We start from the raw sequence: 13,406 nt of genomic DNA, 5'->3' as shown, positions 1-13,406 counted from the left end.
TCCCATGACGCATGATATCTTCGGCCAAGACAGCAGCCTGACCGATGCAGCAGCCCTGCAGGATTGGAATGCCGTGCAGCTGGGCGTCCTGGCCCATGCAGCCGTGACCGCCGACCACCTCGGCGCGGTGCTGAAGGCGGCGCCGGAGTTTGCCCTGGCCCATGCGATCAAGGGGCTGTCACTGCTGATGCTGGGCCGCCGGGAGCTGCTGACCACCGCGCAGGACGCGCTGCGCGATGCCAAGGCGTTCTACGAAGGTGCCCTGCCGCGCGAGCGCAAATATGTTGACGCGCTGGAAAACTGGCTTGCGGGCCGCCCCAGCCTGGCGATCCGCCGGATGGAGGAAGTTCTGGACGTCTTCCCGCAGGACACGCTGGCCATGAAACTCAGCCATGGCATCCGTTTCATCATGGGCGACCCTGAGGGCATGCGCGCTTCGATCGAACGGGTGATGCCGGCCTATGCGCCGAACCACGCGGGCCGCGGCTACCTGCTGGGCTGCCACTCCTTTGCACTGGAGGAAACCGGCGATTACGAACGCGCCGCCAATGCCGGCCGCCAGGCGCTGTGGATGGCACCGGACGATGCCTGGGGCCTGCACGCCGTGGCGCATGTGCACGACATGACCGGCAATGCGAAATCAGGGCTTGAGTGGCTGCACGGCCGCGAAGAGGCCTGGGCCCATTGCAACAACTTCCGTTACCACGTCTGGTGGCACAAGGCACTGATGCACCTGGACCTGGGCCAGATGGACGAGGCCATCGCGCTTTACGATACTGAGGTGCGCAAAGACAAAACCGACGACTACCGCGACATTTCCAACGCCACCTCGCTCTTGGTCCGGCTGGAGCTGGAGGGCGTCGAAGTGGGCAACCGCTGGGAGGAGCTGTCCGACCTCTGCGCCAAACGGACCGAGGACGGCAGCCTGATCTTTGCCGACCTGCATTACCTGCTGGCGCTGACCGGCCACCGCAAGGAAGACGCCCACAAGATGGTGCAGCGCATCCACGCCGACGCCGAAAAGGGCGGCTCCGAGGCTTGCGAGCGCATGGGCACCCCCGGCTGCGCCGCCGCCGATGGGCTGGAGGCCTTTGGTGAAGGCAACTACAAATCCGCGTTCACCCATCTGTCCGCCGCCCGCAGCAGCATGCAGCTGGCCGGCGGCAGCCACGCCCAACGCGATGTTTTTGAACGCATTACCATTGATGCGGGCCTGCGTGCAGGACAGCTTGACGCGGTCGAGGCAATCCTGGATGACCGCCGCAGCAAACGCGGCGGCGCCGAGGACAATTACGCCCTGGCCCGCCGCACTCTGATCGCCGAAGCGCGGGATACCTCCGGCGCTGCCAGCGTTCCCGCCGAATAAGACCTCAAGGACGACCACTCACATGTCCAGCGTTGCGCCCTTCCCCGGGCAACAGACAGACCAAGGCGCCGCCAACCGGGCCGCGCCGCCGCCGCAATCGGCGCAGCCGCGCGTGCGCGACCCGCGGCTCGACTTCTACCGCGGCATTGCCATGTTCATCATTCTGATTGCCCACATCCCGGGCAACCGCTGGACCGGCTGGATCCCCGCCCGCTTCGGGTTCTCCGACGCGACAGAGATCTTTGTGTTCTGTTCCGGCATGGCCTCTGCCATCGCCTTTGGCGGCTCTTTTGCGCGGCGCGGCTGGTTCCTGGGCACTGCCCGCGTCCTTTTCCGCTGCTGGCAGGTGTTCTGGGCCCATATCGGGTTGTTCGTGTTCATCGCCGTGTCGATGGCCGCCATCGACCTTTATGGCGGGTTCGAGAAAAGCTATGTGAACTCGCTGAACCTCGGCCATTTCTTCAAGGATCCGATGACCCAGCTGGTGGGGCTGTTCACCCTCACCTATGTGCCGAATTACTTTGACATCCTGCCGATGTACCTGGTTGTGCTGATGCTGATGCCCTTGATGATGGGGCTGGAGAAGGCAGGTCTTTGGGCTGTCGGCATGGCCTCTGTGCTGATCTGGCTGACCGCCAACCCCTATATCATCGGCCTGGGCCCCGACGGGTTGTCGCTGCCTGCCGAGCCATGGTCGGAGCGCGAATGGTTCTTCAACCCCTTCGGCTGGCAGCTTTTGTTCTTCACCGGCTTTGCCTTCATGAAGGGCTGGCTGCCGAAACCGCCGGTCTCCAAGACGTTGATCGTGCTCACCGCCGCCTTCCTGATCCTATCGGCGCCTTATGGCTCCTGGAAGGTTTTCACCTGGGTCAAGGCCGCCAGCCCCGAACTTGCCGACCTGATCAAGCCGGGCCGCGATGCCATCGGCGAGTGGCGCGAAAAGACCGATTTCGGCCTGCTGCGCTACACCCATTTCCTGGCACTGGCTTATCTCGGCTGGGTTGCAGCGGGCGAAGGCGGCAAACGGCTGATCGCGTCGGGCTCCTCCACCGCGGCGCGCATCTGGGAAGTGCTGCTGAAAATCATCACCAAAGTCGGCCAGCAATCGCTTGCGGTGTTCGTTTTCTCAATGGCGCTGGCCCGGTTCATCGGCTTTGCGCTTGACCAGACCGACCGCGCGGTTATGACCACGGCATTCGCAAATCTGTTTGGATTTTTCTTAATCATTGGTTGCGCTTATGGCGCCGCCTGGTTCAAGTCTCAGCCCTGGAGAGCCAAGAAATGAGCTCTTTTACCCGCCGTAGCTTCCTGGCCGCTGCCCTGGGCAGCACCGCCCTGTCCGCACTGCCTGGGATGGCCAGTGAAGCCATGCCGTTTTCCCGCAGCCTGGTGATCGAAAAGGCCCGCGCGCTTGCTGCCAAACCCTATGCCGAACGCCCGGCGGTGCCGCAGGACTGGCTGGATCAGTCCTACGACGACTACAAGGCCCGCTGGTTCCGCACCAAAGACGCCCTGTGGTCCAAGACGGACCGCAGCTATAACGTCGACTTCTTCCTGCCGGGCCTCTACTTCCCGCGCGCGATCCAGATCAACACGGTGACGGACGGCATGGCCGAACATGTCCCGTTTGACATCAACCTGTTCGACAAGAACGAAAAGGCACCGGACCTCACCACCGACGGCCACCTGGGCTATTCCGGCCTGCGCCTGCGCACCGATCTGGATGACCCCACCAAGAAGACCGAGTTCTGTGTATTCCAGGGTGCCAGCTATTTCCGTGCTATCGGCATCGGCAACGCCTATGGGCAATCGGCCCGCGGCCTGGCCCTCAGGACTGCCGACCCCGAAGGCGAGGAGTTCCCGGAGTTCATCGAATTCTGGCTGGAGGCCCCCGCCCCCGGCCAGCGCCACATGGTGGTGCATGCGCTGATGGATTCGCCCTCGGTCACTGGCGCCTACAGTTTCTCCGTCACCCCCGGCAGCAGCACGGTGATGGATGTGGAGGCCACCCTCTTCGCGCGCGAGGAACTGCCCCACGCAGGCCTGGCGCCGCTTACCTCGATGTTCCTGTTTGACGCCACCAACCGCCACCGTTTCGACGATTTCCGCCCTGCAGTGCATGACACCGACGGCCTCCTGGTTCTCAATGGCAATGGCGAAACCCTGTGGCGGCCGCTGGCCAACCCGAAACGCCTGCAGGTGTCCTCCTTCGTGGACGACAACCCGCGCGGCTTCGGTCTGATGCAGCGGTCGCGCAAACTGTCGGACTTCAACGACCTCGAAGCCTTCTATCACAACCGCCCCTGCCTCTGGGTGGAACCCAAGGAAGACTGGGGCAAAGGGGCCGTCACCCTGGTGGAAATCCCGGCGGACAAGGAAATCTACGACAACATCGTCGCCTACTGGCGCCCGCGCGAGCCTTATGCCGCCGGGTCGGAGATCAGCCTGAACTACCGCCTCACCTGGGGCGAGGAGCCGGTGCTGCCGATGCCGCGCGTGATCGACACCGCCGAGGGCGAGCGGATCTTTGGCGGCGCAGGCCGGATCATCACCATCGACTTTGACGCGCATCCGCTGTTCGAAGACGGCCCCGACGCTCTTGACGTCCACATCCATTCTCCCCATGTGGCGACCACCGATGGCGTGCTGCAGCGCAATCCGGAAACCGGCGGCCTGCGGCTTGCCTTCTATTTCGATCCCGGCGACCGGGATCACGTTGAACTTCGCGCCCAGCTCAGGAAGGATGGCAGCCCCGCTTCCGAGGTCTGGCTTTACAGGTGGACCGCATGACTGCATGTGATCTGATGCCCCCGGAACAGCCTCTGGCAATGCCGGAACAGGACTTCAGCAAGGACTTCCGCGATGCAGAGGCCCCCGGCGGCGCCGCACCGCGCCAGGTGGCGCTGTGGCGCCTGCTGGCGTTTTCGCCCGCGATGGCCGCAACCGGTGTTCTCACCTGGGTGATGGGCGGCTGGTTCACCGATGGCGGTTTCTCAGTGCTGGAAATGATCCTGCTGGCGCTCATTGCCTTCAACTTCTTCTGGATCGCTTTCACGGTCTCCACCGTACTGCTGGGCCTCTACAGCCTCTCGCGCCGCGAGCGCACCGCCACCCGCGGCGCTGCCCGCCCGATGAAGGTGGCGCTCCTGATGCCGGTCTACAACGAGGTGCCCTGGTACGTGCTGGGCAACGCCCAGACCATGCTGCAGGAACTTCACGGCCGCGGCGGGCTGCATGAATACGCGATGTTCATCCTCTCGGACACCCGTGACGATGCCATTGCCGCGCAGGAGCGCGCCAGCGTCGCGGCGCTGCGCAGCATGCTGCCCCAAGGCACCGAACTCTACTACCGCCGCCGCGCCGACAATGAGGGCCGCAAGGTTGGCAATATCGCCGATTGGGTGCGCCGCTGGGGCGCGGGGTATGAGGCGATGCTGGTGCTGGACGCCGACAGCCTTATGACCGGCCGCGCCATTGCCCGGCTGGCCGACGCGCTGGCCCGCGATCCCGGCGCCGGCCTGATCCAAAGCTACCCGCAGCTGATCGGCGCGCAATCGGTCTTTGGCCGGATGCAGCAGTTCGCCAATGGCGTCTACGGCCTGGCGCTGGCCGAGGGCCTGGCCCGCTGGGCCGGGCACGAGGGCAACTACTGGGGCCATAACGCCATCATCCGCACCCGCGCCTTTGCCGCCTGTGCCGGGCTTCCCCTGCTCAGGTCGCGCTTCGGCGGCGGCGAAAAGCTGATCATGAGCCATGATTTCGTCGAGGCAGGCCTGTTGCGCCGGGCCGGCTGGTCGGTGCGCTTCCAGCCCCGCATCCGCGGCTCTTACGAGGAAACCCCCGCCACCCTGATCGACCACATCCTGCGCGACCGCCGCTGGTGCCAGGGCAACCTGCAGCACCTCAATCTTCTGCACGCCAAGGGCTTCCGCGCGATCTCCCGCTTCCACCTGTTTGCCGGCGCCATCGGCTATCTGATGGCACCGGTCTGGTTTGCGCTGCTGGTGCTCTGGGCCGTGATCGGCCGCAGCGAGGAAGCCTCGGTGATCAGCTACTTCAGCGAAGCCAACCCCTTCCGTCCCAGCTGGCCCGACATGTCCGAGCCCAAGCATGTGCTGGTGATCCTGCTGATCTACGCCATGCTGCTGGCGCCCAAGATGCTGGCCGCGGCGGCACTGCCGCTGACCGGCAGCCGGTTTTCCGAATACGGCGGCCCGGTGCATTTTGTGCTGTCCTTCCTGTCCGAGGTGCTACTGGCCATCCTCTACGCCCCGATCCTGATGGTGCAGCAGATGATCGCGGTGTTCCGCACCGCCCTTGGCCTGCAGCGCGGCTGGGCACCGCAGGCGCGTGACGGCGGCAGTTATTCCTTGCGCACCCTTGTGACCTGCCACGCGCTGGAAACCGTCAGCGGCGTTGCGCTCTGGGCCGGGATCCTGACCAGCACCGTCTCGCTGTGGCTGGCGCCTATCGCGCTGTCATTGGTGCTGGCGGTGCCGCTCTCGGCGCTCTCCGGCGTTAAGACGGTAAACCGTATCCGCCACTGGATGGCCACGCGCGAGGAGTTCACCGAACCCCAGATCACCCGCGCCGCCCGTGCCGCCCGCGCCGACTTGAAGGCGCTGCTCGACGGCAGCACGCCCCGCGGCACCCCTGCAGAATAAGGCGAAAGCTCCCGCGCCCGCAGGATGCCCCGGCTTGTGCCGGGCCACCCCTGGCTGCCTTGGGCCCGGCGCCGCGCTGACGCGCGGCGCGGCTGCATCACAGGGAGATCCTTGCCTTTGCAGCCGTCCTTGCGCGGAAAAGAACGACCGCAGCGCGCCCTTAGGGCGCGCTGCCCGGCCCAACGCCTTGGCCGCAAATCTCTGATTTTCGGGCCAAAGGGGCGGGAGCCCTTGCCTGTGCCAGTACCTGTGCCGTCCGCCTCAGCGCACGGCGGGCTGATCCTCAAACCAATCCGCCATCAGCCCGGCCCAGGCCTTGGGAACCGTATGGCCGCCGTCAAACAGCACCAGCTCCACCTGCGCGCCCGGCCCGCAGTCCCAGCTGCGGCGCAGCAGGCCCTTAGCACTCCACGCTCTGTCCGGCGCGTGGGAGGCACAGCCATTGGCCTCGCGCCAGACTTCCAGTGCCGCAAAAACATCGCCCTGCTGCCAGCGCCCGCCGCCCAGGATCCGCCCCTCCAACGGCACCACCTCGTCGCGCCAGCCATGCACCTGCAGCAGCCGCACCGGCCCCTCGCAGCGCTCCGGCTGCGGCCGCCAAAACGCGCCTGAGACCGGCGCATAAGCCGCAAAAGCTGCCGGATCACGGCAGGCCAGATAATGCACCATGAAGGCGCCCGCGGAAAAACCGGCCAGAACGGTCTGCGATTGCGAGGTGCCAAACCGCGCGTTGGCATCCGCCAGCACCGAGGCAAAAAATGCCCCCTCGTCCCGCCCTTCGTCAAAGGGGCCGAACCCCCAGTTCTGCGGCCCGGTGCCATCGCGCTTACGCCCCTCTGGCGCAATCACCGCATAGCCGCGCGCCGTCAGCCCCTCTACCAGCGCCCGGTTGCGCAGCACGCTGCGGCCGCTGCCGCCATAGCCGTGCAGAAACATCACCACAGGCACCGCCTCTGCCGCGTCCCGGTCCGGCAGCACGATATGGTACTGGCCGGCCTCTACGCTGCAAGCCCCGGGCTCTGCCCCGCAACCCGCTGCAGCGGTGCTGCCCCATGTTGCGGCCAGCACTGCCGCCGCCACACCTGATATCACTGCCTTCATCATCCCTCCCACCGTGCGACCGGCAAATTGCCTGCAATCCATCCCGGCCCCGCAGCGGATCCCAGCATCCCCTCCGGCACGTCGATTACATTCGTGTAACCGGCCTCGGCCAGCGCCAGGGTCAGCCGGGCGGACCGCACCCCGCGCGCGCAGATCAGCGCCACCGGCGCAGCAGGGTCCGGCCCCGCCACCGCCTGCAGCGCCTGCAGAAAATCCTCGCGCCGCATGTCAATCTGATGGCTGCCCACCGGCACGCCTGAGGCCCGCCATTCCTGCGGTGTACGGATATCCACCAGGGTAATCTCCCCCGCCTGCGCCTGGGCAAATGCCTGGGCCGCACTCAGCCGCGGCTGGCCATGGGCCGGCGGCTGACGGCGCTGCCACCAGTATCCCGCTGCCGCCGCGGCCGCCACGCCGCCCAGCAGCATCAGCCGCCGCGTCACTTTTGGGTTTTCCGAATATGCCACCGGCATCTCTCCTCCACTGCCGCTGCGCCGCCTGCCCCGCCGCGGGAGCTTTCCCCTGATCTAACAGGCCGCGGCCCGGCAATCACCAGAAACAGGATGATTCCGTCGGTCAAGTTCTTGTTATTGCGCGTCTGCTGCCCAATTATGCCCGTAACGAGCGTATTCAATCCGCTTCCCGCTGCGGCAATATTACCGCATTCGGGGCGGCGGGGGTGGTTCTGAGCAAGAAAATTGCTTAGCACTGGCCTAAAAACGACGCGCCAACCCGACAGGAGACTTGCACGTGTCCCTTTTCCTGATTGCGGCCCTGCCCTTTATCGGAGCCGTCTTTCCCGCGCTATTGATCCGCGCCGGACGCAATGCGGCTGCCTCTGCCGCCGGGCTGACCACGCTGCTCGCCTTCATCGGCCTGATGCTGCACATCCCTGCCGTGTTCCGCGGCGAGACCGTGTTTGCCGCCGTGGACTGGCTTCCGGCCCTTGGCCTCAACGCGCATTTCTTCCTCGACGGGCTGGGCTTCCTGTTTGCGGCAATGATCCTGGGCATCGGCCTGCTGATCATCCTCTATGCCCGCTACTACCTGTCGCGCGAAGACCCGATGGGCCAGTTCTACAGCTATCTGCTGCTGTTCCAGGGCGCGATGGTTGGCATTGTTCTCTCGGACAACATACTGCTTCTGCTGGTGTTCTGGGAGCTTACCTCGCTCAGCTCCTTCCTGCTGATCGGCTATTGGAAACACCTGCCCGAAGGCCGCCAGGGCGCGCGTATGGCGCTGACTGTCACCGGCTCCGGCGGGCTGGCGATGATTGCGGGGATGCTGCTCCTGGGCCATATCGCAGGCTCCTATGACCTCAGCGTGATCCTGCAGAACAAGGAAGCGATCCAATCCTCGGATCTCTACCTGCCTGCGCTGATCCTGATCCTCTTGGGCGCCTTCACCAAATCGGCGCAGTTCCCGTTCCATTTCTGGCTGCCGCACGCCATGGCGGCGCCGACCCCGGTCTCGGCCTATCTGCACTCTGCCACCATGGTGAAGGCCGGGCTGTTCCTGATGGCCCGCCTCTGGCCGGTGCTGGCCGGCACGCCAGAGTGGTTCTATATCGTTGCCACCACGGGCCTTGTCACAATGCTGCTGGGCGCGGTGATTGCGCTGTTCAAGGATGACCTCAAGGCGCTTTTGGCGTTTTCCACCGTCAGCCACCTGGGCCTGATCACCATGCTGCTGGGCTTTGGCACCAAGATCGCCGCGGTGGCCGCCGTCTTCCACATCATCAACCATGCCACATTCAAGGCCGCCTTGTTCATGACCGCGGGCATTGTCGACCACGAGGCCGGCACCCGCGACATCAAACGCCTTGGCGGCTTGCGCCACCTGATGCCCGTCACCTTTACAATCGGTACAGTTGCGGCGCTGTCGATGGCCGGCATCCCGCCCCTCAACGGCTTCCTCTCCAAGGAAATGATGCTGGAAGAAACCGCCCACACCCTCTGGAACGGCTCGCACCTGCTCGTGCCCGCGCTGGCCACCGTGGCGGCGCTGTTCTCGGCGGCCTATTCCTTCCGGTTCATCGCGCATGTCTTCCTCGGCCCCAAACGCAACGACTACCCCGGCCACCCCCATGACCCCAACACCGGCATGTGGATCGGCCCGGCCTTCCTGGTGCTGCTTGTGGTTCTGATCGGCCTTGCCTCGGCCAAGATCGCAGGCCCAATGGTCGCCACAGCCGCCACCGCCGTCATTGGCGGAGAAAAACTGCCCTATTACTCTCTCAAGCTTTGGCACGGGCTGACCCCGGCCCTCTACATGTCCATTGCCGCCGTTGCGGGCGGTGCAGTTCTGCTGACGCTGCATGCCCCCCTTCAGCGCATCTGGAACGCCATGCCGCGGCCCGAGGCCAAGACCATCTTCGAGGCGCTCATCACCGCCTTCACCCGTCTCAGCCAATTCGTGACCGAAGGGCTGCATAACGGCGTCCTCACCCGCTACGCGGCGATCATGGTCTCCTTCACCGTCGCCATCGGCTATTTCGCCTACCGCGGCGGCACCCTGGGGGCTGAAACCCGTCAGATCCAGGATCCCGGCGCCCTGCCCATCACCGGCTGGTTTGCACTGGTGGTGGCAACCCTCTTTATCGTCGCCAAGCACCGCAACCGCCTGCTGTCGCTGGTGCTGATCGGCGTTGTGGGCCTGGTGGTCTCGATGTCGTTCAACTACCTCTCGGCCCCCGACCTGGCGCTGACCCAGATCTCGGTTGAGGTGGTCACCATCATCCTGATGCTGCTGGCCTTGAACTTCATGCCCAAGGAAACCCCGGTTGAAACCCCGGTCCTCACACGCCTGCGCGACGGTGCAATTGCGGTGGTGGCGGGCCTTGGGGCGGGCGGGCTGATCTATGCGCTCTTGATGCGCGACTTCGCCTTCCCGACCATCTCGGATTTCCACCTCGCCAATTCCTACAAGGGCGGCGGCGGCACCAATGTGGTGAACGTGATCCTCGTCGACTTCCGCGGCTATGACACCTTTGGCGAGATCATCGTGCTGGGCATCGCCGCCATGGTGATCTTTGCCCTGACAGAGGCCGTTTTGGGGTCCAAGGTCCGCGCCTACCTGCTGAACCGCGAGCCGGACCTGCCGCAGGCCGGCGACGCCCACCCGCTGATGATGGTGGTGGCAACCCGGGTGATGATGCCTCTGGCACTTATGGTGGCGGCCTATATCTTCTTCCGCGGCCACAACCTGCCGGGCGGCGGATTCATTGCCGGTCTGATAGCGGCCATTGCCATCATCATGCAGTACATGGCCTCCGGTTTTGCCTGGGCAGCCGAGCGGCAGCGCTACCCCTATCACGCCATCATCGGCTCCGGCGTGCTGATCGCCGCCGCCACCGGCATGGGTGCCTGGTTCAACGGCAAGCCCTTCCTGACCAGCGATTTCGGCTACCTGCACTGGCCGCCGCTGGAGGAGTTCGAATGGGCCACCGCCGCACTCTTTGACCTCGGCGTCTTCCTGGCCGTTGTCGGCGCGGTGCTCTTGGCACTCGAAAGCCTGTCGCGCTTTGCCTGGCAGCCGGGGATGAGCACGGAACACGCAATGGACATCAACCCGGCACGCGACGAAGCGGCCAAGACCGGGACGGAGGGATAACCATGGAACTTCTCGTTGCCTCTGCCGTGGGCATCCTGACGGCGGCAGGTGTCTACCTGATCCTGCGCCGCCGCAGCTTTCCGGTGATCCTGGGCCTGTCGCTCCTGACCTATGCGGTCAACGTCTTCCTGTTTGCCACCGGCAGGCTGGTCACCGGCGCGCCGCCGATCCTCAACAAGTATGAGGAGGTCGCCTATACCGACCCGCTGCCGCAGGCGCTGGTGCTGACCGCCATCGTGATCTCCTTTGGCATGACGGCCGTGGTGGTTATGATCGCGCTGGGGGCGTATCTGTCTTCCCGCGATGACGGCACCGCCATGCCCATTGAGGCAGACGGCGCAGAGGAGGACGCATGATGGAGCATCTTTTGATCGCGCCGGTGGTGCTGCCGGCCCTTGTTGCCCCCTTCATCATCATGGTGCTGCGCCACCATCTGGACCTGCAGCGGATCTTCTCGCTGGCCAGCGCAGTGCTGCTGGCAGGTGTCACCCTGGCGCTGGCCGCGCAGGCCGCTGACGGCACAGTAAAGGTCTACGAACTCGGCGACTGGCCCGCGCCTTTTGGCATCGTGCTGGTGCTGGACCGGCTGTCGGCGATGATGATCGTGCTCACGTCGCTCTTGGCGCTGCCGGTGCTGCTTTATGCCATCGGCTCAGGCTGGGACACCCGCGGCGCCAACTTCCACGCGCTGTTCCAGTTCCAGCTGATGGGCATCATGGGCGCCTTCCTGACCGGCGACGCCTTCAACCTGTTTGTCTTCTTCGAGGTGCTGCTGATCGCCTCCTATGGTCTGATGATCCACTCCGGCGGCACCCGCCGTTTCCAGGCCGGCGTGCAGTATGTGGTGTTCAACCTCCTGGGCTCCACCCTGTTCCTGTTTGCGCTTGGCACGCTCTATTCCGTGACCGGCACCCTCAACATGGCCGACCTCGCCGTGAAGGTCGCCCAGATCCCGGCGGAGGACACCGCCCTCTTGCGCGTCGGCGCAGTGATGCTCCTCTTGGTGTTTGCCATCAAGGCATCGCTCCTGCCGCTGCACTTCTGGCTGCCCTCGGCCTATGCCAATGCGCCGATGCCGGTGGCGGCACTCTTTGCCATCATGACCAAGGTCGGCGCCTATTCGATCCTGCGCATCTACACGCTGGTGTTCGGCCCCGAAGTCGAAGCGACCGCGGGCCTGACTGAAAGCTGGCTGCTGCCCGCCGCCCTTTTGACGCTTGGCGCCGGCGCCATCGGCGTCCTCGGCTCCAAGAAGCTGGGCCGCCTCGCCGCCTTCGGCGCCATCGCCTCCATGGGCACGCTGCTGATCGCCATTTCGCTGTTCACCCAGACCGCCGCCGCCGCCGCGCTCTACTACCTGGTGCACTCCACCCTGGCCGCTGCGCTCTTGTTCCTGGTCGCTGATCTGGTGATGGAGCGCCAAGGCCAGTGGATCCTGCCGCAGCTGCCCATGCCGCAGACCGGGCTGATCTCGGCGCTGTTCTTTGCCGCCGCCATCGCGCTGGCTGGGATGCCGCCGCTGTCGGGCTTCCTGGGCAAACTGCTGGTGCTGGACGCCACCCGCGGAGCGGCCCTCGCCCCCTGGATCTGGGGCGTGATCCTGGTAGGATCGCTTGTCACCATCATCGGCATGGCCCGCGCGGGATCGCTCTTGTTCTGGAAGGGCCACGGCCTGCCGCCCGAAGATACAGACACCAGCGCAGAGCCGCCGGTGGGCACATTGCCCGCCCGCCCGGCGCAGCTGCCCTTCGTGGCCTGCTTTGGCCTCCTTGGCGGGCTGATTGCGCTCACCGTCTTTGCAGGCCCCGCCACCCGCTACGCCGAGGCAACGGCAGCACAGCTCTATGCGCCCACGGCCTATATCGACACCGTTCTGGGGAGGACCGCGGAATGAAACTGATCTGGCGGCTGTTCCCGCACCCGTTCCTCACCCTTCTGCTGACCCTCACCTGGCTCCTGATGGTGAACCGGTGGTCGCTGAACTCGCTGGTCTTCGGCTTCCTGCTGGGGGTTGTGATCCCCTTCGTGACCCAGCCCTACTGGCCCAACCGCCCCACCCTGCGCCGCCCGTTCAAAATCGCGGAATACATCCTGGTGGTGCTCTTGGACATCGTGCAGGCCAATATCATCGTCGCCCGCATCGTTCTGTTCAAACCCAACGCCGACCGGCGCCCCAATTGGATCACCGTCCCGCTGGACCTGAAAACGCCGGAGGCGATCACTGCCCTTGCAGGTACCATCACCATGACGCCCGGCACCCTGTCGGCGGATGTCTCGGACGAGGGCCACGCCCTGCTGGTCCATTGCCTGGATGCCCCCAACCCCGACGCGGTGCGGGATGAAATCAAACAGCGCTACGAGCGCCGGCTGATGGAGATTTTCGAATGATCGAAAGCGCCGCCACCTTTGCCTTCGCCTGCTTCGCGCTCGCCATGCTGATGAACCTCTGGAAGGTCGTGACTGCCCCTGACGTCGCCGACCGTATCCTGGCGCTCGACACCATGTTCATCAACGCCATCGCACTGATGGTGCTGTATGGCATGGCGCTGGGGACTGAGATCTTCTTTGAGGCCGCGATGATCATCGCCATGCTTGGTTTTGTCTCCACCGTGGCCTACGCGCGCTTCATTCTGCGCGGCAACATCATCGAGTAAGGAGGCTGA

General features: G+C 65.0%; 11 protein-coding genes. 9 read left to right on the top strand and 2 right to left on the bottom strand.

Annotation, left to right across the window (positions count from 1 at the left end):
- The first annotated feature begins 4 nt into the window (after nucleotides 1–4).
- Genes ACXAHG_RS17885 through mdoH form a run of 4 tightly spaced genes read left to right on the top strand, consistent with a single transcriptional unit; the run spans nucleotide 5 to nucleotide 6,030 of the window.
- On the top strand, nucleotides 5–1,366 hold the full coding sequence (locus ACXAHG_RS17885) for a tetratricopeptide repeat protein (protein WP_475059478.1): 1,362 nt from the start codon (nucleotides 5–7) through the stop codon (nucleotides 1,364–1,366).
- A gap of 22 nt (nucleotides 1,367–1,388) precedes the next feature.
- Entirely contained in the window at nucleotides 1,389–2,651 is a 1,263-nt protein-coding gene (locus ACXAHG_RS17880; protein WP_475059468.1) for an OpgC family protein, read from the top strand.
- Nucleotides 2,648–4,156 (top strand): OpgD/OpgG family glucan biosynthesis protein, encoded by a 1,509-nt coding sequence (locus ACXAHG_RS17875; protein ID WP_475042693.1) that lies wholly within the window; start codon nucleotides 2,648–2,650, stop codon nucleotides 4,154–4,156. Before ACXAHG_RS17880 ends, ACXAHG_RS17875 begins: the two co-directional genes overlap by 4 nt.
- Complete coding sequence (gene mdoH, locus ACXAHG_RS17870; protein WP_475059466.1) at nucleotides 4,153–6,030, top strand: glucans biosynthesis glucosyltransferase MdoH; 1,878 nt, start codon at nucleotides 4,153–4,155, stop codon at nucleotides 6,028–6,030. Before ACXAHG_RS17875 ends, mdoH begins: the two co-directional genes overlap by 4 nt.
- A gap of 261 nt (nucleotides 6,031–6,291) precedes the next feature.
- Here mdoH and ACXAHG_RS17865 read toward each other — a convergent pair whose 3' ends face one another.
- Both ACXAHG_RS17865 and ACXAHG_RS17860 read right to left on the bottom strand, forming a co-directional pair.
- The gene (locus tag ACXAHG_RS17865) at nucleotides 6,292–7,131 is read right to left on the bottom strand and encodes a CE1 family esterase (RefSeq protein WP_475059464.1); all 840 of its coding nucleotides are present in this window, start codon (nucleotides 7,129–7,131) and stop codon (nucleotides 6,292–6,294) included.
- Complete coding sequence (locus ACXAHG_RS17860) at nucleotides 7,131–7,604, bottom strand: rhodanese-like domain-containing protein (protein ID WP_475059462.1); 474 nt, start codon at nucleotides 7,602–7,604, stop codon at nucleotides 7,131–7,133. Before ACXAHG_RS17860 ends, ACXAHG_RS17865 begins: the two co-directional genes overlap by 1 nt.
- A 277-nt stretch (nucleotides 7,605–7,881) precedes the next feature.
- On the opposite strand from ACXAHG_RS17860, the gene ACXAHG_RS17855 reads away from it, so the two are divergent.
- The 5 genes from ACXAHG_RS17855 to ACXAHG_RS17835 are packed head-to-tail and all read left to right on the top strand — an operon-like array spanning nucleotide 7,882 to nucleotide 13,397.
- Entirely contained in the window at nucleotides 7,882–10,743 is a 2,862-nt protein-coding gene (locus ACXAHG_RS17855) for a monovalent cation/H+ antiporter subunit A (protein ID WP_475059460.1), read from the top strand.
- 2 nt (nucleotides 10,744–10,745) lie between these two features.
- Nucleotides 10,746–11,099 (top strand): Na+/H+ antiporter subunit C, encoded by a 354-nt coding sequence (locus tag ACXAHG_RS17850; RefSeq protein WP_475042686.1) that lies wholly within the window; start codon nucleotides 10,746–10,748, stop codon nucleotides 11,097–11,099.
- A complete protein-coding gene (locus ACXAHG_RS17845; RefSeq protein ID WP_475059476.1) occupies nucleotides 11,099–12,637 on the top strand; it encodes a monovalent cation/H+ antiporter subunit D in 1,539 nt (512 codons plus the stop codon). The genes ACXAHG_RS17850 and ACXAHG_RS17845 overlap by 1 nt, the downstream gene beginning before the upstream one ends.
- Nucleotides 12,634–13,131: a Na+/H+ antiporter subunit E gene (locus ACXAHG_RS17840; protein WP_475059457.1), complete on the top strand. Its 498-nt coding sequence runs from the start codon at nucleotides 12,634–12,636 to the stop codon at nucleotides 13,129–13,131. The genes ACXAHG_RS17845 and ACXAHG_RS17840 overlap by 4 nt, the downstream gene beginning before the upstream one ends.
- Complete coding sequence (locus tag ACXAHG_RS17835) at nucleotides 13,128–13,397, top strand: K+/H+ antiporter subunit F (RefSeq protein ID WP_019295814.1); 270 nt, start codon at nucleotides 13,128–13,130, stop codon at nucleotides 13,395–13,397. The genes ACXAHG_RS17840 and ACXAHG_RS17835 overlap by 4 nt, the downstream gene beginning before the upstream one ends.
- The last annotated feature ends 9 nt before the right edge of the window (nucleotides 13,398–13,406 follow it).

It is taken from the genome of Leisingera sp. ABD4_442, from assembly GCF_056160905.1.
Note: the sequence above shows the minus strand (reverse complement) of the source record. Positions and strands in the feature narration are given on the sequence as shown.

What these genes read in the sequence shown, in the direction of transcription:
- ACXAHG_RS17885 (WP_475059478.1), top strand. Translation starts at nt 5, where the DNA reads ATGACGCATGATATCTTCGGCCAAGACAGCAGCCTGACCGATGCAGCA.
- ACXAHG_RS17880 (WP_475059468.1), top strand. Translation starts at nt 1,389, where the DNA reads ATGTCCAGCGTTGCGCCCTTCCCCGGGCAACAGACAGACCAAGGCGCC.
- ACXAHG_RS17875 (WP_475042693.1), top strand. Translation starts at nt 2,648, where the DNA reads ATGAGCTCTTTTACCCGCCGTAGCTTCCTGGCCGCTGCCCTGGGCAGC.
- mdoH (WP_475059466.1), top strand. Translation starts at nt 4,153, where the DNA reads ATGACTGCATGTGATCTGATGCCCCCGGAACAGCCTCTGGCAATGCCG.
- ACXAHG_RS17865 (WP_475059464.1), bottom strand. Translation starts at nt 7,131, where the DNA reads ATGAAGGCAGTGATATCAGGTGTGGCGGCGGCAGTGCTGGCCGCAACA.
- ACXAHG_RS17860 (WP_475059462.1), bottom strand. Translation starts at nt 7,604, where the DNA reads ATGCCGGTGGCATATTCGGAAAACCCAAAAGTGACGCGGCGGCTGATG.
- ACXAHG_RS17850 (WP_475042686.1), top strand. Translation starts at nt 10,746, where the DNA reads ATGGAACTTCTCGTTGCCTCTGCCGTGGGCATCCTGACGGCGGCAGGT.
- ACXAHG_RS17845 (WP_475059476.1), top strand. Translation starts at nt 11,099, where the DNA reads ATGGAGCATCTTTTGATCGCGCCGGTGGTGCTGCCGGCCCTTGTTGCC.
- ACXAHG_RS17840 (WP_475059457.1), top strand. Translation starts at nt 12,634, where the DNA reads ATGAAACTGATCTGGCGGCTGTTCCCGCACCCGTTCCTCACCCTTCTG.
- ACXAHG_RS17835 (WP_019295814.1), top strand. Translation starts at nt 13,128, where the DNA reads ATGATCGAAAGCGCCGCCACCTTTGCCTTCGCCTGCTTCGCGCTCGCC.